This window comes from Xanthomonas citri pv. citri, from assembly GCF_000961215.1.
In the GTDB taxonomy this organism is placed as follows: Bacteria; Pseudomonadota; Gammaproteobacteria; order Xanthomonadales; family Xanthomonadaceae; genus Xanthomonas; species Xanthomonas cissicola.
Genome location: NZ_CP008998.1, coordinates 2,034,523 through 2,055,967 on the forward strand (window position 1 = coordinate 2,034,523; position 21,445 = coordinate 2,055,967).

General features: G+C 64.1%; 16 protein-coding genes, 1 tRNA gene and 1 pseudogene. 14 read left to right on the plus strand and 4 right to left on the minus strand.

Going from position 1 to position 21,445, the window contains the following annotated elements; translation table 11 throughout:
- Nucleotides 1-20: 20 nt before the first annotated feature.
- On the plus strand, nucleotides 21-1,448 hold the full coding sequence (locus AMD14_RS09510; RefSeq protein WP_005924402.1) for a sugar porter family MFS transporter: 1,428 nt from the start codon (nucleotides 21-23) through the stop codon (nucleotides 1,446-1,448).
- Between the two features lie 393 nt (nucleotides 1,449-1,841).
- Nucleotides 1,842-3,380 (plus strand): MASE1 domain-containing protein, encoded by a 1,539-nt coding sequence (locus tag AMD14_RS09515; RefSeq protein WP_011051135.1) that lies wholly within the window; start codon nucleotides 1,842-1,844, stop codon nucleotides 3,378-3,380.
- Here the strand turns inward: AMD14_RS09515 and AMD14_RS23175 are convergent.
- Both AMD14_RS23175 and AMD14_RS25020 read right to left on the minus strand, forming a co-directional pair.
- On the minus strand, nucleotides 3,334-3,801 hold the full coding sequence (locus AMD14_RS23175; RefSeq protein ID WP_011051136.1) for a hypothetical protein: 468 nt from the start codon (nucleotides 3,799-3,801) through the stop codon (nucleotides 3,334-3,336). The two genes, AMD14_RS09515 and AMD14_RS23175, sit on opposite strands and share 47 nt — an antisense overlap.
- A gap of 240 nt (nucleotides 3,802-4,041) precedes the next feature.
- Nucleotides 4,042-4,228 (minus strand): annotated as a pseudogene (locus tag AMD14_RS25020) (hypothetical protein).
- Between the two features lie 222 nt (nucleotides 4,229-4,450).
- On the opposite strand from AMD14_RS25020, the gene AMD14_RS09520 reads away from it, so the two are divergent.
- Entirely contained in the window at nucleotides 4,451-5,605 is a 1,155-nt protein-coding gene (locus tag AMD14_RS09520; RefSeq protein ID WP_011051137.1) for an N-acetylmuramoyl-L-alanine amidase, read from the plus strand.
- 36 nt (nucleotides 5,606-5,641) lie between these two features.
- Nucleotides 5,642-6,559, plus strand: coding sequence for a GTP cyclohydrolase FolE2 (gene folE2, locus AMD14_RS09525; RefSeq protein ID WP_011051138.1), 918 nt, complete (start codon nucleotides 5,642-5,644; stop codon nucleotides 6,557-6,559).
- Nucleotides 6,560-7,043: 484 nt separating this feature from the next.
- On the opposite strand, the gene AMD14_RS09530 is transcribed toward folE2, so the two are convergent.
- Nucleotides 7,044-7,118, minus strand: a tRNA-Glu gene (locus AMD14_RS09530).
- A 49-nt stretch (nucleotides 7,119-7,167) separates the two neighbouring features.
- On the opposite strand from AMD14_RS09530, the gene pcnB reads away from it, so the two are divergent.
- From pcnB to AMD14_RS09570, 8 genes are all read left to right on the plus strand, one after another.
- Nucleotides 7,168-8,535: a polynucleotide adenylyltransferase PcnB gene (gene pcnB, locus AMD14_RS09535; RefSeq protein ID WP_003481956.1), complete on the plus strand. Its 1,368-nt coding sequence runs from the start codon at nucleotides 7,168-7,170 to the stop codon at nucleotides 8,533-8,535.
- 3 nt (nucleotides 8,536-8,538) lie between these two features.
- Nucleotides 8,539-9,024, plus strand: a complete 486-nt coding sequence (gene folK / locus AMD14_RS09540; protein WP_003481958.1) for a 2-amino-4-hydroxy-6-hydroxymethyldihydropteridine diphosphokinase — start codon at nucleotides 8,539-8,541, stop codon at nucleotides 9,022-9,024.
- Between the two features lie 35 nt (nucleotides 9,025-9,059).
- Nucleotides 9,060-9,875 carry a 3-methyl-2-oxobutanoate hydroxymethyltransferase gene (panB, locus tag AMD14_RS09545; RefSeq protein ID WP_005923398.1) on the plus strand — a complete coding sequence of 272 codons (816 nt, stop codon included), beginning with the start codon at nucleotides 9,060-9,062 and terminating at the stop codon, nucleotides 9,873-9,875.
- A complete protein-coding gene (gene panC, locus AMD14_RS09550) occupies nucleotides 9,872-10,714 on the plus strand; it encodes a pantoate--beta-alanine ligase (protein WP_015463092.1) in 843 nt (280 codons plus the stop codon). Before panB ends, panC begins: the two co-directional genes overlap by 4 nt.
- Nucleotides 10,715-10,880: 166 nt before the next feature.
- Nucleotides 10,881-11,261, plus strand: a complete 381-nt coding sequence (gene panD, locus AMD14_RS09555; protein WP_003481969.1) for an aspartate 1-decarboxylase — start codon at nucleotides 10,881-10,883, stop codon at nucleotides 11,259-11,261.
- On the plus strand, nucleotides 11,258-12,772 hold the full coding sequence (gene pgi, locus AMD14_RS09560) for a glucose-6-phosphate isomerase (protein ID WP_011051139.1): 1,515 nt from the start codon (nucleotides 11,258-11,260) through the stop codon (nucleotides 12,770-12,772). The genes panD and pgi overlap by 4 nt, the downstream gene beginning before the upstream one ends.
- Nucleotides 12,773-12,927: 155 nt before the next feature.
- The gene (locus AMD14_RS09565; RefSeq protein ID WP_005916242.1) at nucleotides 12,928-13,272 is read left to right on the plus strand and encodes a type II toxin-antitoxin system prevent-host-death family antitoxin; all 345 of its coding nucleotides are present in this window, start codon (nucleotides 12,928-12,930) and stop codon (nucleotides 13,270-13,272) included.
- A 3-nt stretch (nucleotides 13,273-13,275) separates the two neighbouring features.
- Entirely contained in the window at nucleotides 13,276-13,899 is a 624-nt protein-coding gene (locus AMD14_RS09570; RefSeq protein WP_005924427.1) for an ATPase, read from the plus strand.
- Nucleotides 13,900-14,459: 560 nt separating this feature from the next.
- Here AMD14_RS09570 and AMD14_RS09575 read toward each other — a convergent pair.
- Nucleotides 14,460-16,415 (minus strand): PhoX family protein, encoded by a 1,956-nt coding sequence (locus AMD14_RS09575; protein ID WP_015463094.1) that lies wholly within the window; start codon nucleotides 16,413-16,415, stop codon nucleotides 14,460-14,462.
- Nucleotides 16,416-16,849: 434 nt separating this feature from the next.
- On the opposite strand from AMD14_RS09575, the gene AMD14_RS09580 reads away from it, so the two are divergent.
- Together AMD14_RS09580 and AMD14_RS09585 are read left to right on the plus strand one after the other, a co-directional pair.
- Nucleotides 16,850-19,462: a glycoside hydrolase family 3 protein gene (locus tag AMD14_RS09580; protein ID WP_011051143.1), complete on the plus strand. Its 2,613-nt coding sequence runs from the start codon at nucleotides 16,850-16,852 to the stop codon at nucleotides 19,460-19,462.
- Nucleotides 19,463-19,718: 256 nt separating this feature from the next.
- Nucleotides 19,719-21,281, plus strand: coding sequence for a sodium/sugar symporter (locus AMD14_RS09585; protein WP_011051144.1), 1,563 nt, complete (start codon nucleotides 19,719-19,721; stop codon nucleotides 21,279-21,281).
- Nucleotides 21,282-21,445 lie beyond the last annotated feature (164 nt).

Consider the following 21,445-nt stretch of genomic DNA (forward strand, 5'->3'; position numbering starts at 1 on the left):
GCATGTTCCCAGGTGAACCCATGTCCAGTGTTTCCATTGACGGCGCCCCCGATGCCGGCGAGAACACCCGTTTCATCATCCTGATTAGTTGCGTGGCCACGATCGGTGGCTTCCTGTTCGGCTTCGACAGCGGCGTGATCAATGGCACCGTCGACGGCCTGAAACAGACCTTCCAGTCCACTGCCGCAGAGACGGGCTTCGAGGTCGCCTCGATGCTGCTGGGCTGCGCCATCGGCGCCTTCTTTGCCGGCCGCCTGGCCGACCGCTGGGGCCGCCGCGCGGTCCTGATCATTTCCGCGGCGCTGTTCCTGCTCTCGGCCATCGGGGCCGGCGCCTCGCACAGCTCTGCCTTTTTCATCTTTGCGCGCGTGATGGGCGGCTTTGCGGTGGGCGCGGCCAGCGTCATTTCGCCGGCCTACATCGCCGAGGTCGCCTCCGCGCGCTACCGCGGCCGGCTCGCCACGATGCAGCAGATCGCCATCATCAGCGGGCTGTTCTGCGCATTCCTGAGCAACTACCTGCTGGCCAACGCCGCCGGTGCCTCCACCGAGCCGCTCTGGGCCGGGCAGGCCGCCTGGCGCTGGATGTTCTGGATGCAGGCGGTTCCCTCCATCCTGTTCCTGTTGCTGCTGCTGGTCATCCCGGAAAGCCCGCGCTATCTGGTGGTCAAGGGTCGCCGCGAGCAGGCGCTGGTGGTGCTCAAGCGCCTGTACGGCAACGCCGCCGCGCAGACCAAGCTGGGCGAGATTTCCGCCTCGATGGCGGCCGACCAGCACAAGCCCAAGTTCTCCGACCTGATCAACAAGGCCACCGGCAAGATCCGCCCCATCGTCTGGATCGGCATTGGCCTGGCGGTGTTCCAGCAACTGGTCGGCATCAACGTGGTGTTCTACTACGGCGCGGTGTTGTGGCAGGCAGTGGGCTTCTCCGAGCAGGATGCGCTGTTGATCAACGTGCTTTCCGGCGGCCTCAGCATCGGTGCCTGCCTGGTCACGGTGATGCTGGTGGACAAGATCGGCCGCAAGCCGCTGCTGTGGATCGGCTCGGCCGGCATGGCCGTCTCGCTGGCCTTGGTGACCTACGCGTTTGCCACTGCCTCGCTGGATCCCAACGGCAAGCTTGCGATGTCCGATGCCATGGGCATGCTCGCCCTGGTGGCCGCCAACGTCTATGTGGTGTTCTTCAACGCCTCGTGGGGCCCGGTGATGTGGGTGATGCTGGGCGAAATGTTCCCCAACCAGATCCGCGGCTCGGGCCTGGCCATTGCCGGTGCCGCGCAGTGGACGTCCAACTTCGCCATCACCGTCAGCTTCCCGATCCTGCTCGGCAGTATCGGTCTGGCCGGTGCCTACGGCATCTACACCGTCGCCGCCTTCATCTCGGTGTTCTTCGTACTCAAGTACGTCTACGAGACCAAGGGCAAGGAGCTGGAGCAGATGGAGGGCTGATGGCCCCGGTTGTGCCGATATCGGCATCGAAAACGAAAAAGGCCGCGCAGTGCGCGGCTTTTTTCTTGTGCAATTCCTCATAGCCAATCGTTTTGTCCGCGGATTTGAGCGTCATCAGCAAGCCGACTCATGTAACCGAGGCTACCCTTGATTGCATTGCATGCTTGTCGTACTTCGGCAAGGGAAGGCCAATCCAGCACTTACCGGCCGCCCTCGACCGCATCGTGCATCAACGGATGAAGCAAATGCACCAGCAAAGTGCAATGCGCGTCGTTAAACGCACATGCTGCAAGCCAAACCTGCAGCCTTTATCGCAATGTGTGCGCCATCGCTATACTCCATCCGGCAGTTCCCTCCAGACTAGGATGCATCGTGGAACCAAGGAGTGGTGGTATGGCGGTAGCGAAAGAGCTTGTCAGGGGCATGCTGATCAGCGTGTGCTACTGCTTGGTATTTTTGATGCTTTGGCGTTTTTCCCTTGACCAGTGGTACCTGCCAGTTGGACTGCGGGTTGTCACTTTGCTTTATCGACCTTATCGAGAGTGGCCGTTTCTGTTGGTAGGGGACGCTGCTGCGATGCTTTTCCTGCGAATTCCTCTGGGCGAGCTGCAGGGGTTCAGTCCGCTCTGGTCGTACTTGAGCCCTCTATTGCATGCGCCCTTGATCGCCTGTGCGATTGGAGTGCTGCGTTACCGTGCTCCTTACATTGTCAAGAGGGAGCAATGGCTCATCCCCGCTGCTCTCGCGCTAGCACTTTGGAATGCGTTGTGCAGTCTGCTGTTGAATGGGTTGCTTGGTGGGCCGCAAATTTATCCTGTCATCGACCTGATGTTGCGATATGGGGCGGGCAGCTATCTCGGCGTGATTACCCTGTTGTTGCCGGTGATGTTGTGGGCCAATTGGAATGCCGGTCCGGTGCGCTCCAGTTTTCCGCGGGATGTTGCCATCGCCGTGGTTGTGATCCTCGGTCTGTTCTTCATTCTTGGCGTTTTGAATGATCCATCGATTCGAAACGTTTTGATGGTTGCGATGCTCGTGCCGATGGCTATACTGACTTTTAGGCATGGGTGGAAAGGGACTGCTTTAGGGGCGCTGCTGGCGAGTTTTTCGATTGAGTTCTCAATGCCCAAGGTGTATCAGGTCGGGTTTTTCGATCAAAATGTTTTTAATTTCCAACTGCTCTATGCAGTTGTAACGACGCTTCTGTTTATCTTCGATGCTCGTCTGCGTGAGCCTGTTCCCCACAGTAGATCGAATCAGTCCAACACTGATGTCTATGAATTTGCCCGTAAAAGCTACGCCAGCGCCGAGCGCTTGCTTCGAAATCGTGTGCTTGAATACACCGACATCAATGTGCAGATCAATAGAATGCGCAAAGATGTGGTGGCCGATTTAAGGGCAAAAGGGCAGCATTCGGTTGCAATGGAGATGACACGAGTGAGCGTCATCGAATCGCAACTACTGCAGCAATACGTCGCCGCGCTGTATCCGCTTGAAATAGAAACCCATGGCTTGTATCAAGCGTTACGTTCGCCGGCGCTTGAGCGCTTCTGCGGTTCTCAGTTCGAGTGTGTGTTTCGCGGCAACTGTCGTAACTTGTCTTTGGAGATGCAGCTGAGCGCCTATCGCTGCGTTCTCAATTGCGTCGAGATTTTGCCTCCAGCGGGCAGGCACTTTATCCAGGTGCGTGCATGGGCAGCAAGGGAGACTCGTGGTGTCGCGGTGCGTGTTATTGCTGATTCCTCATCGGCTGAAGCGGCTCGGCGCGACTTGAATGACGTCGAAGCTGAGCTAAAAGCAAGATTGAAAGCGCATGGCGGCATGTTTCATCGCCGCCATGCATTAGTTTTGACATTCCTGGTTACTGAGGCAAACCCCATGCAGGTCAGGGAGACACGATCCACTGATCCCCGGCTGCTTCGCGCCATGTGAGCACTGTGAAATTTCTTGTCTTATAGACAAGTTGCGCTTGGTTGCGCTTGGTTGCATCGCTTCCAGTCGGCTCGTTCAAGCGTGCATCTGAGGAAATTTTATTTTCCTTAGGCAACACAACGCGGTCCACGTCCTTCCCCATTGGTAGAGTCCACAACGCGTCATCCACTCTGGCAACAACAGCATGGACTACGCCGGTTATATCGTTGATTTGCAAGTATGTCACGCCATCACGATGGAACTCATAGATGGCAAGCGAGGAGTCCATGGCGAGGTTGGCTGCTTTGGGATTGCTATCGCCGAGCCCGATTGCAGGTGCGCCGACGCCACCACTGGGACAGCAGTCAGCCAGTGCCGCGCTCGATGCGAAGAGTCCGGCGATTAAACAAAGACCCTTAAGCGAATTAGCTATGTTTTTCATGATTTGCCTTCCCCTGCGAGGGGCAAGTCCGCCTGCGATTCAGGCCCTTGTACGGTACGTGCTGGCGAAGAATTTTTGTTGATTGTTTGTCACCAAAATCGGCGAGTAATGCCTAGTCGGTAAGGCATTGATTACTCGATCGATTTAACGCGTTATTGGTCGCCTCTGGGCCTGTCTTCCTCAGTGTGGAGGGGGCTCCAACTCGCGGCTTGGCATCAACTCGTTGCCGGCACGCTCAAACTACCCAATTACCTGCCGGTGATGCGCTGGCCCCCCCAGTGACGCAGAAACTGTTGGGTGGGGTGATCGGCAGGGTCATGGAGTGCGGCGAGACGCTGGGCGATGAAGGCCGTTGTCAGGGGGAGGCGCAGTCGACCTCGATGCAGTGATGCCAGGCGGCATAGCTCTCAGGGAAATGCTGGGACATGGGCGGCTTTGGGACGAGGAGATGAACGCGGCAGCGCAGGGCGAAAAATGACAATTTGCTTTCGCTGAATTGATGTTACTTTATAACACTTGTCCGCCGCCGCGCAGTCTTGCCTCCCGTGTCCTGCCTCCCCTTGTGTTGGATGTGCTGTCTGGAATCGCGCCGCAGTCGGTGCTGCCGTCTGCTGTGTCGCGTCGACTGCTTGGGTTTTGAGGTGCAGGCATGAAGCGCCGTCAACTACTACAGGGAGGCGCTGCCGCGGTGATGCTTTTGCCGGCGTTGGGGGCTGCACAAGGACTTCCCGTCCTGCGGGGATGCAGCGTGCAGCAGCAGGGCCAGTCGCTGCGCCTTCGGCTGGAACTGGGCGCACAGGTTGCCTATCGCAGTTTCCGGTTGACCGATCCCGAGCGGGTGGTCATCGACCTCTCTGGCGTGTCTTCGCAGTCGCCGCGCATCGATCCGATGCCTGCCGGTGCTGCGGTGGCCCGCATACGCAGCGCGCCACATCTGGATGGTCTGCGCGTCGTGCTCGACCTCCAGCAGCCATGTTCGACCAACATGCACTGGGAAGGTGGCGCGCTAGTGCTGGAGCTTGCCGCCGCTGGCAGCGTCGCGTTGTCCACGAGCGACGCCGCTGCAGCGGCAGCGCCGACGGAGCCGACCCGCTCACGCCTGCGCCCCTACGTGGTTGCGATCGATGCCGGCCACGGCGGCAAGGATCCGGGGGCGGTCAGTGTCGATGCGCGTTACGAAAAACATGTCGCCATGGCGGTCGCCGGGCGGCTGCATCGACGCCTGGCGGCCGATGCGCGCTACCGGCCGACCATGATCCGCAGCGATGACCGCTTCGTGCCGTTGCACGAGCGCGTGTTGATCGCGCATCGCCACAATGCGGACCTGTTCGTCTCCATCCATGCCGATGCCGCACCAACGCGCCAAGCGCGCGGCGCCTCGGTCTTTGCGCTGTCGCAGACTGGCGCCAGCTCTGCGCTGGCGCGCTGGATCGCCGATAGCGAAAACGCTGCCGACGACATGGGCGATATCGCGCGCCGGCTGCGGGTGCCGAGCAATCCGGTGTTGTCGCAGGTGCTGGCCGATCTGTCGCTGAGCGGCACCATCGCCAGCAGCCTGGCATTCGGCACGTTGATGTTGGAGCGCCTGCAGCAGGTGACGCGCCTGCATCAAAACCAGGTGGGGCAGGCCGGTTTTGCGGTGTTGAAGTCGCCGGACATTCCGTCGCTGCTGGTAGAAACCGGCTTCATGAGCAATCGCGACGATTGCAGCCGCCTGTGCAGCGATACGCATCAGGACGAACTCGCGCAGACATTGCATGCGGGAATCGACGATTACTTCGCTGCGTTTCCTGGCCGCGCCTGAGGCGCGGTCGTCACCTTTATCTTCGACGAGACCCCGATGTCCCCTACGCTTCCCGATGTTGCTGTGACCGAACCATCAACGCTGAGCGCGCCCCTGCGATGGGTGGGCATGCAGGACATCGCCATTCCCGTGCAGTTGGAGACCGGTAGCAGCCAGCTTGCCGCGCGCGCCAGCGTGCAGGTCGACCTGCCGCGGGCAGAGCTGAAAGGCATCCACATGTCGCGGCTGTACCGCCTGCTGGATACGCATCTGCAGCAGCCATTGTCGCCGGCCATGCTCTCGCAGTTATTGCAGGCGCTGATCGACAGCCATGCCGATTGCGCGAGCCGCGCCGCTCGGCTGACGCTCAGCTTCGAACTGATGTTACGCACGCCGGCATTGCGCAGTGAGGGACTGAGTGGCTGGCGTGCCTATCCGGTGCACATCGCCGCGCAATGCAGGGCAGGGCGCACCACGATCCAGCTCCAGATCGAGGTGTTGTACGCCTCCACCTGCCCCTGTTCGGCAGCCTTGTCGCGGCAGCTGCTGAGCGATGCATTCGTGCAGCAACATGCCGGGCGCGATACGCTGCCGCTGCGCGATGTTGTGCAATGGCTGCAGGACCACGGTACCTACGCCACGCCGCATAGCCAACGCAGCGTGGCGCAGGTACGCGTCGAGCTGCCCGCCGATGCGCAGCGCTTGGCCATCCAGCAACTGGTCGGTCTGTGCGAGCAGGCGTTGGCGACGCCGGTGCAGGCAGCAGTGCGGCGACCAGACGAACAGGCATTTGCGCGCCTGAATGGCGCAAACCTGATGTGTGTCGAAGATGCGGCGCGACGCCTGCGCAAGCCGCTGGCAGAGCACTACGCGGCCTTTCATGTAGCGGTACGCCATCTGGAAAGCCTGCATGCCCACGACGCCGTCGCCGAAACCGGCAGCGACGACGCGGTGCTTGGCCCGACAACCATGTGAGCAGACGCGATGCACTGCAAATTCCCAAGGCGGTCGGCACGCATGGTGCACAGACACAACACGTCGACTCACGTCGCCGCGCAGCGAATGCGCACCGCCGAGCGCGCCGCGATGAGGTCCGTTCTCCTTGTGCTGGTGTGGCTGATCTGAGCCGCGTTCCTGAGATCGACACATCGTCGAACGCTTGCCGTGCGATGCCTGCGAATCTGCATGCGTTTGTCTGCGGCCAGGTGAGGGCATGGCCGTATCGCATCCCGATAAAGCGCTGCCGCGTCGCGGGCGTGAGATGGAATCCGGCGCCGTGTGGGCGGCAACCAACCTCGACTACTTCCTGGGCCCGGCGGTCCTGACCAGGCCAGGATGTGAGACGGAGATGGTTGCGGCCTGCCCGATGCCACACAGACCAACGCATGTGCGCATGCCTGCGCTACAACGCAAAAGCCCCGCAATGCGGGGCTCTGGCGTTTTGCAGTGAGGCGCATCGTGGTGCTCCCTAGGGGACTCGAACCCCTGTTTTAGCCTTGAGAGGGCCACGTCCTAACCATTAGACGAAGGGAGCGCTTTTGTCACGTCTTGTGCGGCGCGCTAGTATAGTGAGGTAATAGCCGTTGGGCAATCCTGCAACACAAGACGGAAGCGCCATCATCGAACCCTCAGTTACATCTCCGTTCACGCTGCGCGTCATTCCACGCGACCAGCACACCATCTCGCGCAAGGACATCAGCCCCAACGCGTTACGCGTGTTGTACCGCCTGCGCGAATCGGGCTTTGGTGCCTATCTGGTCGGCGGTGCGGTCCGCGACCTGCTGGTTGGCGGCCACCCGAAGGATTTCGACGTGGCCACCGACGCGACGCCGGAAGAGGTCAAGGCGCTGTTCCGCAACTGTCGCCTGATCGGCCGCCGTTTCCGTCTGGCACATGTGGTGTTCGGTCGCGAAATCATCGAAGTGGCCACCTTCCGCGCCAATGTCGACGATGGCAGCGGCGACCGCGAACTCGATAACGGCCGGCTGGTGCGCGACAACGTCTACGGCACCATCGAAGACGATGCGATCCGCCGCGACTTCACCTGCAATGCCTTGTATTACGCCATCGAGGATTTCTCGGTACGCGATTACTGCGGTGGCTTCGAAGACGTGCAGGCGCGCCTGATGAAGTTGATCGGCGACCCGCAGTTGCGTTACCAGGAAGACCCGGTGCGCATGCTGCGCGCGGTGCGTCTGGCTGCCAAGTTGAATTTCGACATCGAAGCCGGAACCGCCGAACCCATTCCGCGTCTGGCCGGGCTGCTGTCCGAAGCTGCGCCTGCGCGGTTGTTCGAAGAAATTCTCAAGCTGTTCCTGTCCGGGCATGGTGTGGCCAGCTTCGAAGGCCTGGAGCGTTACGGCCTGCTCGGTGCGCTGTTCCCGGAAAGCGCGGCGGCATTGAAGTCCAACCGCAGTGGTGCGTTGCGCGCGATGGTGCTGGAAGGCCTGCGCAATACCGATGCACGCGTGGCCAACGACGAGCCAGTGTCGCCGGCCTTCCTGTTTGCGTTGCTGCTGTGGCCTGCGTTCTGCCGCACCTTGATGGGGCTGCAGGCGCAAGGTGTGCAACCGGAGGATGCGCAGCGCCGCGCGGCCGATCGCGTCACCTTGCATCAGTTGGAGCGCGTCGCGTTGCCGCGCCGTTTCTCTCTGCCGATGCAGGAAATCTGGTTGCTGCAGACGCGTTTCTCCTCGCGTCAGCGCAAGCGGGTATTCCGCACCTTGTCGCATCCGCGCTTCCGCGCGGCATTCGATTTCCTGGTGTTGCGTCAGTTCGCGTCGCCCGATCACGCCGCCGATGTGGAGTTCTGGCGCGAGGCGCAGAAGTCGTCCGGCCAGGAGCTGGTGGATGCGATCGAATCGGCGCAGGCCGACCACGAGAGCGATGAGGGCGCACCGCGCAAGCGTCGCCGACGCCGCCGTCGGACCGGCGCACCGGCCGGCGAGTAGGGCATGCAGACCGCCTTTGTCGGCCTGGGTGCCAACCTGGGCCCGGCCGAGGCCAGCGTGCGCGCGGCCATCGCCGCGCTGGGCGCCGTGCCGCAAACCACGCTGATCGCCGCATCGCGCTTGTATCGCACGCCGGCCTGGGGCCGCGAAGACCAGCCCGACTTCATCAATGCCGTGGCCCAGCTGCGTACCGAGCTTGCGCCGCTGCCGCTGCTGGAGGCCTTGCTCGGCATCGAACAGGCGTTCGGCCGCGAGCGTCGCGCCGGCGAGCGCTGGGGCCCGCGTACGCTCGACCTGGACCTGCTGCTGTACGCCGATCAGGTGATCGACCTGCCGCAGCTGCAGGTGCCGCATCCGCATCTGCACGCGCGCGCCTTCGCCCTGCTGCCGCTGTCGGAGCTGGCGCCGGAGGCGATCATTCCGGGGCATGGAACAGTGCGGCGCGCCCTGCACGCCATCGATACCTGCGGGCTGGAGCCGATTGGGTAGATAATGGCCGGCTTATCACCCCACGTAATGACTTCATGAGCAGCCACGCCGACAGCAAGCCCTGGACCGTGCCCGCCTTGGCGCAGGCCAAGCGCGAGGGTCGAAAACTGGTCATGTTGACCGCGTACGACGCCGGTTTCGCGCGCACCTTCGACGCCAATGGCGTGGACCTGATCCTGGTCGGCGATTCGCTCGGCATGGTGGTGCAGGGGCACGATTCCACCTTGCCGGTGACCACCGCCGACATGGTCTACCACACGGCTTCGGTTGCCCGTGCGCTCGATCGCGCCTTGCTGGTGGCGGACCTGTCGTTCCAGGCCGACGCCACGCCTGAGCGTGCATTGGACGCCGCCACCCAGCTGCTGCAGGCTGGCGCGGAGATGGTCAAGATCGAAGGCGCCGGGCACAAGCTGGAGGTCATCCGTTACCTGGTCGAGCGCGAGATCCCGGTCTGCTCGCACCTGGGCCTGACCCCGCAATCGGTGCTGCGGTTCGGTGGCTACAAGGTGCAGGGGCGCGGCGAGGCTGGCGAGCAGCTGCGTCGTGACGCACAGGCCGTGGTCGACGCCGGTGCCAGCCTGTTGGTGCTGGAATGCGTGCCGACGCCGATCGCCACGCAGATTAGTGCCGAGCTCAGCGTGCCCACCATCGGCATCGGTGCCGGCCCCGGTTGCGACGGCCAGGTGCTGGTGATGCACGACATGCTCGGGCTGGACAGTGGCCACCGCCGGCCCAAGTTCGTCAAGGATTTCCTGGCCGAAGGCGGCTCGGTTGCCGGCGCGGTGCGCGCCTATGCACAGGCGGTGCGCGACGGCAGTTTTCCCGATGCAGAGCACGCGTACGCCGCATGATCCAGACCCTGACCGATCTTTCCGCACTGCGCGCCCTGGTCAATGGCTGGAAGCGCGAGGGCTTGCGTGTGGCGCTGGTGCCTACCATGGGCAACCTGCACGCCGGGCATTATTCGTTGGTGATGCTGGCGCGCCAGTACGCCGACCGCGTAGTGTCCAGCGTGTTCGTCAACCCGACCCAGTTCGGCCCGAATGAAGATTTTGCGCGCTACCCGCGCACGCCCGAGGCCGACCTGCGCGGCCTGGAAGACGCCGGTTGCGATGCGCTGTGGCTGCCGGACGTGGACACCATGTACCCGCTCGGCACCGCGCTGGCCACACCGATCCACGCGCCCGGCGTCAGTGATGTGCTGGAAGGCGAATGCCGGCCCGGGCATTTCGATGGCGTGTGCACCGTGGTGGCGCGATTGTTCAACCAGGTGCAGCCGGACGTGGCCGCCTTCGGCAAGAAGGATTACCAGCAGTTGGCGGTGATCCGGCAGATGGTGGCCGACCTGGCGTTTCCGACCGAAATTTTGGGCGGCAGCATCGTGCGCGAGGCCGATGGCCTGGCGATGAGCTCGCGCAACCAGTATCTGTCGGCGGAAGATCGCCCGATCTCGAGCACGATCCGCAAGGTGCTGCTGCAGATGCGCGACAGCTATGCCGCCGGCACGCCGCGTGCGCAGGTGGAAGATGCGGCCAGCCACACGCTGGAACAGGCCGGTTTCCGGGTCGATTACGCGGTGGTGCGGCTGCCTGATCTCAGCGAGCCGGGCGACAGCCACGCCGGCGCGCGCGTGGCCTTGATCGCGGCCCGGTTGGGCAACACGCGCTTGATCGACAACCTGGAGTTCTGAGCAGGCCGACGCGCCGTCGGAGCCGTCCGGCAGCGCCAGCGAACGGGGCGCGCGTTTGCGCGCGCTGCGCAGGCCTGAAGCCCTCACCACCGGCCGCAGCGCAAACCGGTGGGGACGGGCGCTTTCCGCTAAAATGCCGGCTTTCCTTTTGTCGTTGCCTGCGTCCATGCATCTGTCCCTGCTGAAAGCCAAGATCCACCGCGCCACCGTCACCCACTCCGAGCTCAACTACGAAGGCTCGATCGCCATCGACGGCCTGCTGCTGGAAGCGACCGGCATCCGCGAGTTCGAACAGGTCCATATCTGGGACGTCACCAACGGTGCGCGTTTCAGCACCTATGCCATCCGCGCCGAAGACGGCAGCGGCATCATGTCGCTCAACGGTGGCGCGGCGCGTCACGTGCAGGTGGGCGATCTGATCATCGTGGCGGCGTTCGCCAGCATGAGCGAAGACGAAGCCAAGACCTTCAAGCCCAATCTGGTATATGTGAACGCGCACAACGCGATCTCCCACACCAACCACAGCATCCCCACCCAGGCCGCATGACACAGACCAACGGATTCGACGCGCTTCACGCCCACGCCCAGCGCCTGCGCGGCGCTGCCATCCCCGCATTGCTTGCCGCCGAGCCGGAACGGCCGACGCAATACGCCAGGCAAGTCGGTCCGTTGTATTTCAACTTCGCGCGGCAAAAGTACGACCGCGCCGCGCTCGATGCGCTGTTCGCCATCGCGCGCGAGCGCGATCTTTCCGGCGCGTTCCAGCGCCTGTTCCGTGGCGAGCAGGTCAATGTCACCGAACAGCGCGCTGCATTGCACACCGCATTGCGTGGCGACCTGACCGATGCGCCGGTGGCCTCCGAAGCGTATGCCACCGCCGAGGAAGTCCGCCAACGCATGGGCTCGCTGATCCAGCAGCTGGAAGCCACCGACGTCACCGATATCGTCAGCGTCGGCATCGGCGGTTCGGACCTGGGGCCGCGGCTGGTGGCCGATGCCTTGCGGGCGCCGTCGGGCGCGCGTTTCCGCGTGCATTTCGTCTCCAACGTCGATGGCGCGGCGATGCAGCGCACGCTGGCCACGCTGGACCCGGCACGCACCGCCGGTATCCTGATCTCCAAGACCTTCGGCACCCAGGAAACCCTGCTCAACGGCAGCATCCTGCATGCCTGGCTCGGTGGCAGCGAGCGGCTGTACGCAGTCAGTGCCAACCCCGAGCGTGCCGCCAAGGCCTTCGATATCGCACCCGGCCGCGTGCTGCCGATGTGGGATTGGGTGGGCGGGCGCTACTCGCTGTGGTCGGCAGTGGGTTTCCCGATTGCATTGGCCATTGGTTTCGAGCGTTTCGAACAACTGCTGGAAGGCGCCGCGCAGTTCGATGCGCATGTGCTCAACACGCCGCTGGAAGAAAACGTTGCGGTGTTGCATGGCCTGACGGCAGTGTGGAACCGCAACCTGCTCGGTAGCGCCACGCACGCGGTGATGACCTACGACCAGCGCCTGGCACTGCTGCCGGCTTACCTGCAGCAGCTGGTGATGGAGAGCCTGGGCAAGCGCGTCAAGCTCGATGGCTCGGCGGTGGACAGCGACACCGTGTCGGTGTGGTGGGGCGGTGCCGGCACCGATGTGCAGCACAGCTTCTTTCAGGCTCTGCATCAGGGCACCAGCGTGGTGCCGGCCGATTTCATCGGCACCGTGCACAACGACGACCCGTACGCGGAAAACCATACTGCGCTGATGGCCAATGTGCTGGCGCAGACCGAGGCGCTGGCCAACGGCCAGGACAGCAGCGACCCGCACCGCAGCTACCCGGGCGGCCGCCCGAGCACGGTGATCCTGCTCGATGCGCTCACCCCGCAGGCGCTGGGTGCGCTGATCTCGATGTACGAGCACAGCGTCTACGTGCAATCGGTGATGTGGGGCATCAATGCGTTCGACCAGTTCGGCGTGGAGCTGGGCAAGCAGCTGGCCAGCCAGTTGCTGCCGGCGCTGAAAGGCGAATCGGTCGATGTGGCCGACCCGGTGACGCGCGAGCTGCTGAACAAGTTGCGCGGCTGAGCATTTGCGCATCGCGCTTAAAAAAACGGGGCCTGCGGGCCCCGTTTTGTTTTGGACGGCATGGTCGACCGCATTGTTTGGACAAAATGGACAAATTTCCTAAATTGGGAATTTGAGAGTAGGCTGATCGCCAGCACTCCGCCCCGGATTTCTCCATGTCGCGCTTCCAGGATCTGCCCGAGCTCGAAAAATCCCCCGCTGCCGACATCAAGGTGAAGGGCTGGCCCAGCCTGATGCGCAAGGTGCGCTCGCACGGGGCAGTGGTGATCACCAACCACAATCATCCCGAAGCGGTGGTGGTGGATGCCGAGGAGTATCGGCGCCTGGTCAATCAGGCCAGTGCGGCGGCCGCAACCTCGGCGCGCGCGCAGTCGCTGCAGGCACTGCAGGCGAAGTTCGACGCGCATCTTGCGGTGACGACTGAGGGTGCGGGCCTGGCCAAGGCGATCGCCACACCGGCACGCCGCGGCCGCAAGGTCGCCCTGGGCCCGTCGCTGTAAGCGATGGGCCATCTTCTGGTGCTGGCCGGCGTCAATGGCGCGGGCAAGAGTTCGTTACTGGGTCGTTTTCTGCTGGAGGACGGCGCCACCTGGTTCAATCCTGATGCCTTCACCAAGGAACTGGTGGAGCGGGGCTGGGCGGCTGCAGAGGCGAATGCGCAGGCCTGGCAGGAAGGCGTACGGCGGCTGCGCCAGGCCATGGCCGATGGCAGCGATTTCGCCTTCGAAACCACGCTGGGCGCGACGACCATTCCGCGCCTGCTGCGCGAGGCTAGCGCGCAACAGACGGTAGCGGTCTGGTTTTGCGGGTTGGCGACGGTGGATCTGCACATCGAGCGCGTGGCGGCGCGGGTTGCGGCCGGCGGTCATGCCATTCCCGAACACAAGATCCGCGAGCGTTACGATGCCTCGCGTGCCAATCTGATTGCGTTGCTGCCGCATCTGGCCGTGCTGCATGTCTACGACAACAGCGCACCGGCCGACGCCGCGGGTCAGGCATCGCCCACGCTGGTACTGGAACTGGACCGCAGCGGCCTGCATTACCCGCAGACGCCGGACGAGCTGGCGCAGGTGCCTGACTGGGCCAAACCCATCGTGATGGCGGCGCTGGAGTTGCGGCAGTCTTGAGCCGCGCGTGCGGTCTGATCTGATTCTCACCGACGCGGCCAGACATCCATCGACCTCACGCGTAGGAGCGCACCCGGGCGCGACAGGCCATCCGGGCAACGCTCCTCGCGCCCAGGTGCGCTCCTACCGGCCTTGCGACAGCAGCGAGAACGCCACGCTGCACGGGTCAGCCTCACCCGTGGGAGCGCACCCGGGCGCGACAGGCCATACCGGCAACGCTGCTCGCGCCCAGGTGCGCTCCTACCGGCCTTGCGACAGCAGCGAGAACGCCACGCTGCACGGGTCAGCCTCACCCGTAGGAGCGCACCCGGGCGCGACAGGCCATACCGGCAACGCTGCTCGCGCCCAGGTGCGCTCCTACCGGCCTTGCGACAGCAGCGAGAACGCCACGCTGCACGGGTCAGCCTCACCCGTGGGAGCGCACCCGGGCGCGACAGGCCATACCGGCAACGCTGCTCGCGCCCAGATGCGCTCCTACCGGGATGCGACAGCAGCCAGAATGCCTCGCTGCACGTGTCGGCTGTAGCGGCATGCAGCGCCGCAACGCAAAACGGCGGCGCTTACGCCTTGCTCAACTGCACGGCCACCGGGTCGCCGGTGAGATAACCCACCGCTCCACCGAAGCGGTCCTTGTAGTTGGCGCGGACCAGCGGATCCAGCGTGGCCTTGACGGTGTCGTGCAACGGGCTCTCCCAGTCGCCGGGATGCTGGAAGTTGCTCATCACATAGGTCCAGCCGTGGATCTCGTCGACCGCGTGCAGGCCGGTCGATTCGGCGCCCGCCGGCACCGACAGCACGCGCGTCAGCGTGCCGCTGTCCACGTTGTAGGCCCACAGGAAATTGTTGACGTGCAGGCTGCTGTCTTCGCCGATGAACAAGGTGCGCAGCGATTCGGAGAACTTGAGGTTGTCCGGGTTGGCGATCCGTTCCGGGTCGGCCAGATTGCCGAGCGCATCGGCTTTGGCCAGGTTGTGTCCGGTGAGGGCAGCCGGGGCGGCCATGTCGATCGGCACCCAGTCGCTATGGATCGGGGCGCCTTGGCTGTCGCGCTGGCCGCCGCGCAGGTTCAAGGCATACACCGCGCCGGCTTCCGGACCCTCGACTTTCACATCGCCCGAGCCGTTGAGCATGCTGGTGACGATGTAGGACATCGCCATATAGGCGACCTTGTCGTGCGCGTTGACAGTGGTGCCTTCGAGCTTGGTGAAGCCCAGGCTGCCGCCGGCCAGCGCGGCATAGCGATGGGTTTCCAGGTACGTGGCGGCCTTCTCCATGCCGGGCTTGATGCGGATCCAGTTGAAGGTGCCGTTGAACGGGATCTTGGTGAACGAGGCATCGCCCGGGTCGCTCAGGTGCACGTCGAGGATGTCGGCAGCGGTGAGGCGGTCGGCCATGGCCTGGATCTCGGCACTGGTGGCATGGCCAAGCTTGATCCAGCGCAGCGTGGCCGCGCCCGGGCCGAAGCCCGAGGTCTGGTGCCACTTGCCGACATACAGGGTGCCGGCGGAGAGGTCGGCCTTGCGGTCGGCAATGAACATGAAGAGCCCGCCGTTGGTCGCGTCGTCGCCCATCAGCACGGTGCGTTGGTCGGGCATGACCTGCACCAGCTCGTGCGAGATGCGGCCCAGGCAGTAATGCTTGCGCACGCTGCCGGTGCCGTCCGGGTGCACGGTGATTTCCGGCAGATGGCCGTAGTGGTACGGGTTGGCTTTATTCGGATCGCCGTACAGATGCGTGCTGTAGCTGCGGAACTGCGTGTTGCCGGCCAATGCCGTGGCATCGGGCTCGTACTCTTCGCTGGACAGGTGGGTATTCCACGGCGACAGGCTTGCGCCGCAGGTGGTCCACAACCCATGGACCGGTGCGGTGTCGACATTGTGGTACTTCACCAGCGACAGCTTGCCGGTGGCCGGGTCCTGATCCAGCGTCAACACGGCGATCGGCGCAGGCAGGTGACGGTTGGTGTCGTTGCCGGCCAGGTCGCGGGTGGTGTATTCGAACTGCACCACGGCGAACACGTGGTTGCCCTTGACGCCTGGCACCTTGGCATTGGGCAGGGTCAATAACGAGGAGCCGTCCGGGCAATCGGAAAAGAACGGACGTTCGGAACCGGGTTTGGAGCGGTCGATGATCGGGCGATGCTGGATGTCGTAGTACCCGCCGGCCAGCACGGTGCCGCCGTTGCCGTCCGGCAACTGGTCGCCGGTGACGAAGAATGGGTGGTAGGCCAGCGCATAGCGCTGCGTGCTGCCGTCGCTGCGCGTCACGCTGAGTGCCGAACCGACCGTGGTGGTGGCCATTGCGGCCGGGTCGGCCAGGCTCGGCGCCGGCATGCCGTGGAAGGTGGCCGAGACCAGGCGGGTCGGGTTCTCCGATGGCCGCAGTGGGCGCGCGGCCCACGCCGCACCGCCAAGCTGTTGCAGGGCGGCAGCGCTGGCGTTGCCGAGCGGCAACAGGGGAACGGCCGCCAGCAATTGCATCAGGCGACGACGGGAGGGGTCGGGGGAGGGGGACATCGAAACTCCAGGCAAAGGCAACGATCAACGATGGCAATGGCGCATCGGCAAGCCGGTCACGCTAGGCCGCTGGTATGACAGTTGTTTGACAGCAAGCTCACCCGTTGGCCTGCGTTCGAACGTGTCGTGGCAAGCGAGCGCTGCCAGAGACCCTCGACATGCCGATACTGCGCACTAGCCTGAGCTGCAGGTGGTGCGATGCAGCAAAGTGGATCTGCTCGCGCTGTCAGACGCGGCAGCGGATTAGGTGGTTTTGCGCGGTTTCACAGGTGCTGCCGGTATTCCAATGCTATAGCCGCGGCCAATAAGTTGCCCGGTATTCGGCATACGGGCAGCCGTTGTTGACAGGGTAGGGGAATCACGCAAGCGTACGCCGCCTAATGGCCTGCGGCGCAACGCATCGCCGTGGGAGAACCACCCTGGAGAAACGAATCTTGGACAAGCTGCTCCGTCGTACCGCCGCGCCCGTCGCGCGTCGCGCCCTCTGCCTGGCCACCGCTGCGGCGGTGCTGATGTTGGCCGCCTGCCAAGGCAAGGACACTGCTGCCGAGGCGAGCAAGGCGGCTCCGGCCGCCGCACCTGCCGAGGCGTCGACCGCCATCCATCCGGACCAGTGGCCGTCGCCGAAGTGGCCATTCGCGCAGGACGCGGCGCTGGAGCAGCGCATCACCGATGTGATGGCCAAGATGAGCGTGGAAGAGAAGGTTGCCCAGACCATCCAGGGCGATATCGCCAGCATGACCCCGGACGACGTGCGCAAGTACCGTATCGGCTCGGTGCTGGCCGGCGGCAATTCCGATCCGGGCGGCAAGTACAACGCCAGCCCGGCCGAATGGTTGAAGCTGGCCGACGCGTTCTATGAGGCGTCGATGGACACCTCCAAGGGCGGCAACGCGATTCCGATCATCTTCGGCATCGATGCGGTGCACGGCCAGAGCAACATCGTCGGTGCCACGCTGTTTCCGCACAACATCGGCCTGGGCGCAACGCGCAACCCGGACCTGATCAAGAAGATCGGCGAAGTCACCGCTGCCGAAACCCGCGTCACCGGCATGGAGTGGACCTTCGCGCCGACCGTGGCCGTGCCGCAGGACGACCGCTGGGGCCGGACCTACGAAGGCTATTCCGAGTCGCCGGACGTGGTGGCCAGCTTTGCCGGCAAGATGGTCGAAGGCGTACAGGGCGTGCCGGGCACGCCGCAGTTCCTGGACGGCAGCCACGTCATTTCGTCGGTGAAGCATTTCGTCGGCGACGGCGGCACCACCGACGGCAAGGACCAGGGCGACACCAAGGTGTCCGAAGCTACCATGCGCGATATCCACGCCGCCGGTTATCCGCCTGCGATTGCCGCTGGCGCACAGAGCGTGATGGCCTCGTTCAACAGCTTCAACGGCGAAAAGATGCACGGCAACAAGGTCATGCTGACCGACGTGCTCAAGGGCCGCATGAATTTCGGCGGATTCGTGGTCGGCGACTGGAATGGCCACGGCCAGGTCAAGGGCTGCACCAACCAGAATTGCCCGGCCTCGTTCATCGCCGGTGTCGACATGGCGATGGCCGCCGACAGCTGGAAGGGCATCTACGAAACCGAACTGGCGGCGGTGAAGTCCGGCCAGATTTCGGCCGAGCGTCTGGACGATGCCGTGCGCCGCATCCTGCGCGTGAAGGTGCGCCTGGGCCTGTTCGAGGCCGGCAAGCCGTCCAAGCGCCCACTCGGTGGCAAGTACGAATTGCTCGGCGCACCGGAACACCGTGCCATCGCCCGCCAGGCGGTACGTGAGTCGCTGGTGCTGCTGAAGAACCAGGCCGGCATCCTGCCGCTGAATCCGACCAGACGCGTGCTGGTGGTCGGCGATGGTGCCAACGACATGGGCAAGCAGTCCGGCGGCTGGACCCTGAACTGGCAGGGCACCGGCACCAAGCGCAGCGACTACCCCAACGGCACCACCATCTGGGAAGGCCTGGACAAGCAGATCAAGGCCGCCGGCGGCAGCGCCGAGCTGGCCGTGGATGGCGCCTACAAGACCAAGCCGGACGTGGCCGTGGTGGTGTTCGGCGAAAATCCGTATGCCGAATTCCAGGGCGATATCGCCACCCTGCTGTACAAGCCGGGCGACGAAAGCGAACTGGCCCTGATCAAGAAACTCAAGGCCGAAGGCATCCCGGTGGTGGCGGTGTTCCTGAGCGGGCGTCCGCTGTGGATGAATCAGTACATCAACGCCTCCGACGCGTTCGTCGCTGCCTGGTTGCCGGGCTCCGAAGGCGAGGGCATTGCCGATGTGCTGCTGCGCAAGGCCGATGGGTCGGTGCAGAACGACTTCAAGGGCAAGCTCAGCTTCTCCTGGCCCAAGACCGCCGTGCAGTTCGCCAATAACGTCGGCCAGAAGGACTACGACCCGCAGTTCAAGTTCGGCTTCGGCCTGACCTACGCCGACAAGGGCGACCTGGCAGCACTGCCGGAAGAATCCGGCGTGTCCGGCGAGCAGTCGGTAGGCGGGATGTACTTCGTGCGCGGCAAGCCTGCGCTCGGCATCGCCATGCAGCTGTCCAACGCCGGCCAGGCCAACATGCCGGCAACCACGCTGCCGGTGGGCTTGTCCGATGGCAGCCTGAAGATGACCGCAGTCGACCACAAGGCGCAGGAGGATGCGCGCCGTCTGGTGTGGTCGGGCAGTACCGCCTCCAGCGTGTTGCTGGTGTCCGCCAAGCCGGTGGACGTCTCGCGTGAAAGCAACGGCGATGTGCAGTTGCAGCTGACCCTGCGCCGCGACAGCGCGGTGACCGCGCCGGTGTGGCTGGGCGTGGGCTGTGGCGACAAGTGCGGTGGTCGTGTCGACGTCCAGAAGACCCTGGCTACGCTGCCGCAAGGCCAGTGGAAAGTGGTCGGCGTGCCGTTGAAGTGCTTCGCAGTGGCCGGCGCGGATGTGACCAAGCTGACCCAGGTCGCCAGCATCGAAAGCGCTGCCGCGCTGGACCTGTCGGTGTCCAGGGTGTCGCTGGGCGCGCTCAACGAAGCCGAAGTCACCGTCGACTGCCCGGTCAAGTAAGCAGCATTCCAGCTGGCGTGCGTGCGCGCCTGGGGGATGAGACCAAACAGCTGCGTCGCCAGTGCTGGCGGCGCGGTACAGCGGCCACCCTGATCGGTGGTGTCATCAGCCGCCGCGGGACGCGTGCGTCGATCGGCCGGGATGGCCTGCAGCTGCGGTTCGCCGCGTTGCCGTGGCGCATGCTGTGCGTTGCGGCGGCATTCTGCAGGCCTGTCTGGCGTTCGACGCACACCCCAAAGCCAGACAGGAGAGTGCAGTGGGTTTGGCGACGTTGGATATCGTGATCGTGCTGGTCTATCTGGCCGGCATCTTCGTGCTCGCGCAGTGGGTCTCGCGCGAGAAGGCAGGCCATAGCAAGAGCGCCGAGGATTATTTCCTGGCGAGCAAGTCGCTGCCGTGGTGGGCGATCGGCGCATCGCTGATCGCTGCGAACATTTCGGCCGAACAGATCATTGGCATGGCCGGTTCGGGCTATGCGATCGGTCTGGCGATCGCCTCCTACGAATGGATGGCGGCGCTGACCCTGCTGATCGTCGGCAAGTTCTTCCTGCCGATCTTCCTGCGCAACGGCATCTACACCATGCCGCAGTTTTTGGAGCAGCGTTACGGCACGTGGATCCGCACGCTGATGGCAGTGTTCTGGCTGCTGCTGTACGTGTTCGTCAACCTGACCTCGATCCTGTGGCTGGGATCGATCGCGGTCAGCCAGGTCACCGGCATGGACCAGACCCTGGCGCTGGCGTTGATCGGCGTGTTCGCGCTGGTCTACCAGCTGTACGGCGGGCTGAAGGCGGTGGCGCTGACCGACATCGTGCAGGTCACCCTGCTGGTGCTGGGCGGCCTGCTGGTGGCGGGGCTGACCCTGGCGCGCATTGGCGACGGTGCCGGCGTGCTGGCCGGCTTCCAGCACCTGTGGACTGCGCACCCCGATCACTTCCACATGATCCTGACCAGGGACAACCCGTTCTACAAGGATCTGCCGGGCCTGAGCGTGCTGCTCGGCGGGCTGTGGGTGATGAACATCAGTTACTGGGGTTTCAATCAGTACATCATCCAGCGCGCGCTGGCCGCCAAGAACATCGGCGAGGCGCAAAAGGGCATGGTGTTCGCCGCGTTCCTGAAGCTGCTGATGCCGTTGGTGATCGTGGTGCCGGGCATTGCCGCAGTGGTGCTGGCGCCGGATCTGGCCAAGCCCGACCAGGCCTACCCGACCATGATGCAGTTGTTGCCGACCGGCATCCTGGGCCTGGTGTTTGCCGCGTTGGTTGCGGCGATCGTGGCCTCGCTGGCCTCGAAGATCAATTCGGTGGCGACGATCTTCACCCTGGATTTCTACGCCAAGTTCCGTCCGCAGACCGAGCAGAAGCAGCTGGTGCGCGTGGGGCGTCTCGTGGCCGCCGCCTCGGTGCTGATCGGCATCCTCACTGCGCGGCCGTTGCTGGGCAACTTCGATCAGGGCTTTCAGTTCATCCAGGAATTCACCGGCTTCTTTACCCCAGGCGTGGTGGTGATCTTCATGCTTGGCCTGTTCTGGAAGCGGGCCAACGAAGCCGGCGCGCTGACCGCGGCGATCGGCTCGGTGGTGTTGTCGTTCGCGCTCAAGTTCGCCTGGCCCGAACTGCCGTTCATGGACCGCATCGGTGTGGTGTTCGTTGCCGCGCTGGTATTGGCGGTGGTGGTGTCGCTGCTGACGCCTGCCACGCAGGCACGCGATCTGATCCGTACCAACGACGTTGCCTACGGCACCACGCTCGGCTTCAAGATCGGCGCCGCCGGCGTGATCGCGATTCTGATCGTGCTGTACACCGTGTTCTGGTAAGCAGCGATGTCTTGAAACGCAGCGCGGCGTGGCACCTTGGTGTCGCGCCGCGCTGCGTTGACAGCCTGCCGTTTCGGAGGCGCCAGCCCTCGTCAAGCGGGTTTGGATGGCCCACAGGAGCCACTGCGCACGCGTGGGAGATGCCGCTCGAGTACCGCACGCGC

Bases quoted from the DNA above. Each gene is read 5' to 3' on its own strand.
- AMD14_RS09510 (WP_005924402.1), top strand. From the start codon at position 21: ATGTCCAGTGTTTCCATTGACGGCGCCCCCGATGCCGGCGAGAACACC.
- AMD14_RS09515 (WP_011051135.1), top strand. From the start codon at position 1,842: ATGGCGGTAGCGAAAGAGCTTGTCAGGGGCATGCTGATCAGCGTGTGC.
- AMD14_RS23175 (WP_011051136.1), bottom strand. From the start codon at position 3,801: ATGAAAAACATAGCTAATTCGCTTAAGGGTCTTTGTTTAATCGCCGGA.
- AMD14_RS09520 (WP_011051137.1), top strand. From the start codon at position 4,451: ATGAAGCGCCGTCAACTACTACAGGGAGGCGCTGCCGCGGTGATGCTT.
- folE2 (WP_011051138.1), top strand. From the start codon at position 5,642: ATGTCCCCTACGCTTCCCGATGTTGCTGTGACCGAACCATCAACGCTG.
- folK (WP_003481958.1), top strand. From the start codon at position 8,539: ATGCAGACCGCCTTTGTCGGCCTGGGTGCCAACCTGGGCCCGGCCGAG.
- panB (WP_005923398.1), top strand. From the start codon at position 9,060: ATGAGCAGCCACGCCGACAGCAAGCCCTGGACCGTGCCCGCCTTGGCG.
- panC (WP_015463092.1), top strand. From the start codon at position 9,872: ATGATCCAGACCCTGACCGATCTTTCCGCACTGCGCGCCCTGGTCAAT.
- panD (WP_003481969.1), top strand. From the start codon at position 10,881: ATGCATCTGTCCCTGCTGAAAGCCAAGATCCACCGCGCCACCGTCACC.
- pgi (WP_011051139.1), top strand. From the start codon at position 11,258: ATGACACAGACCAACGGATTCGACGCGCTTCACGCCCACGCCCAGCGC.
- AMD14_RS09565 (WP_005916242.1), top strand. From the start codon at position 12,928: ATGTCGCGCTTCCAGGATCTGCCCGAGCTCGAAAAATCCCCCGCTGCC.
- AMD14_RS09570 (WP_005924427.1), top strand. From the start codon at position 13,276: ATGGGCCATCTTCTGGTGCTGGCCGGCGTCAATGGCGCGGGCAAGAGT.
- AMD14_RS09575 (WP_015463094.1), bottom strand. From the start codon at position 16,415: ATGTCCCCCTCCCCCGACCCCTCCCGTCGTCGCCTGATGCAATTGCTG.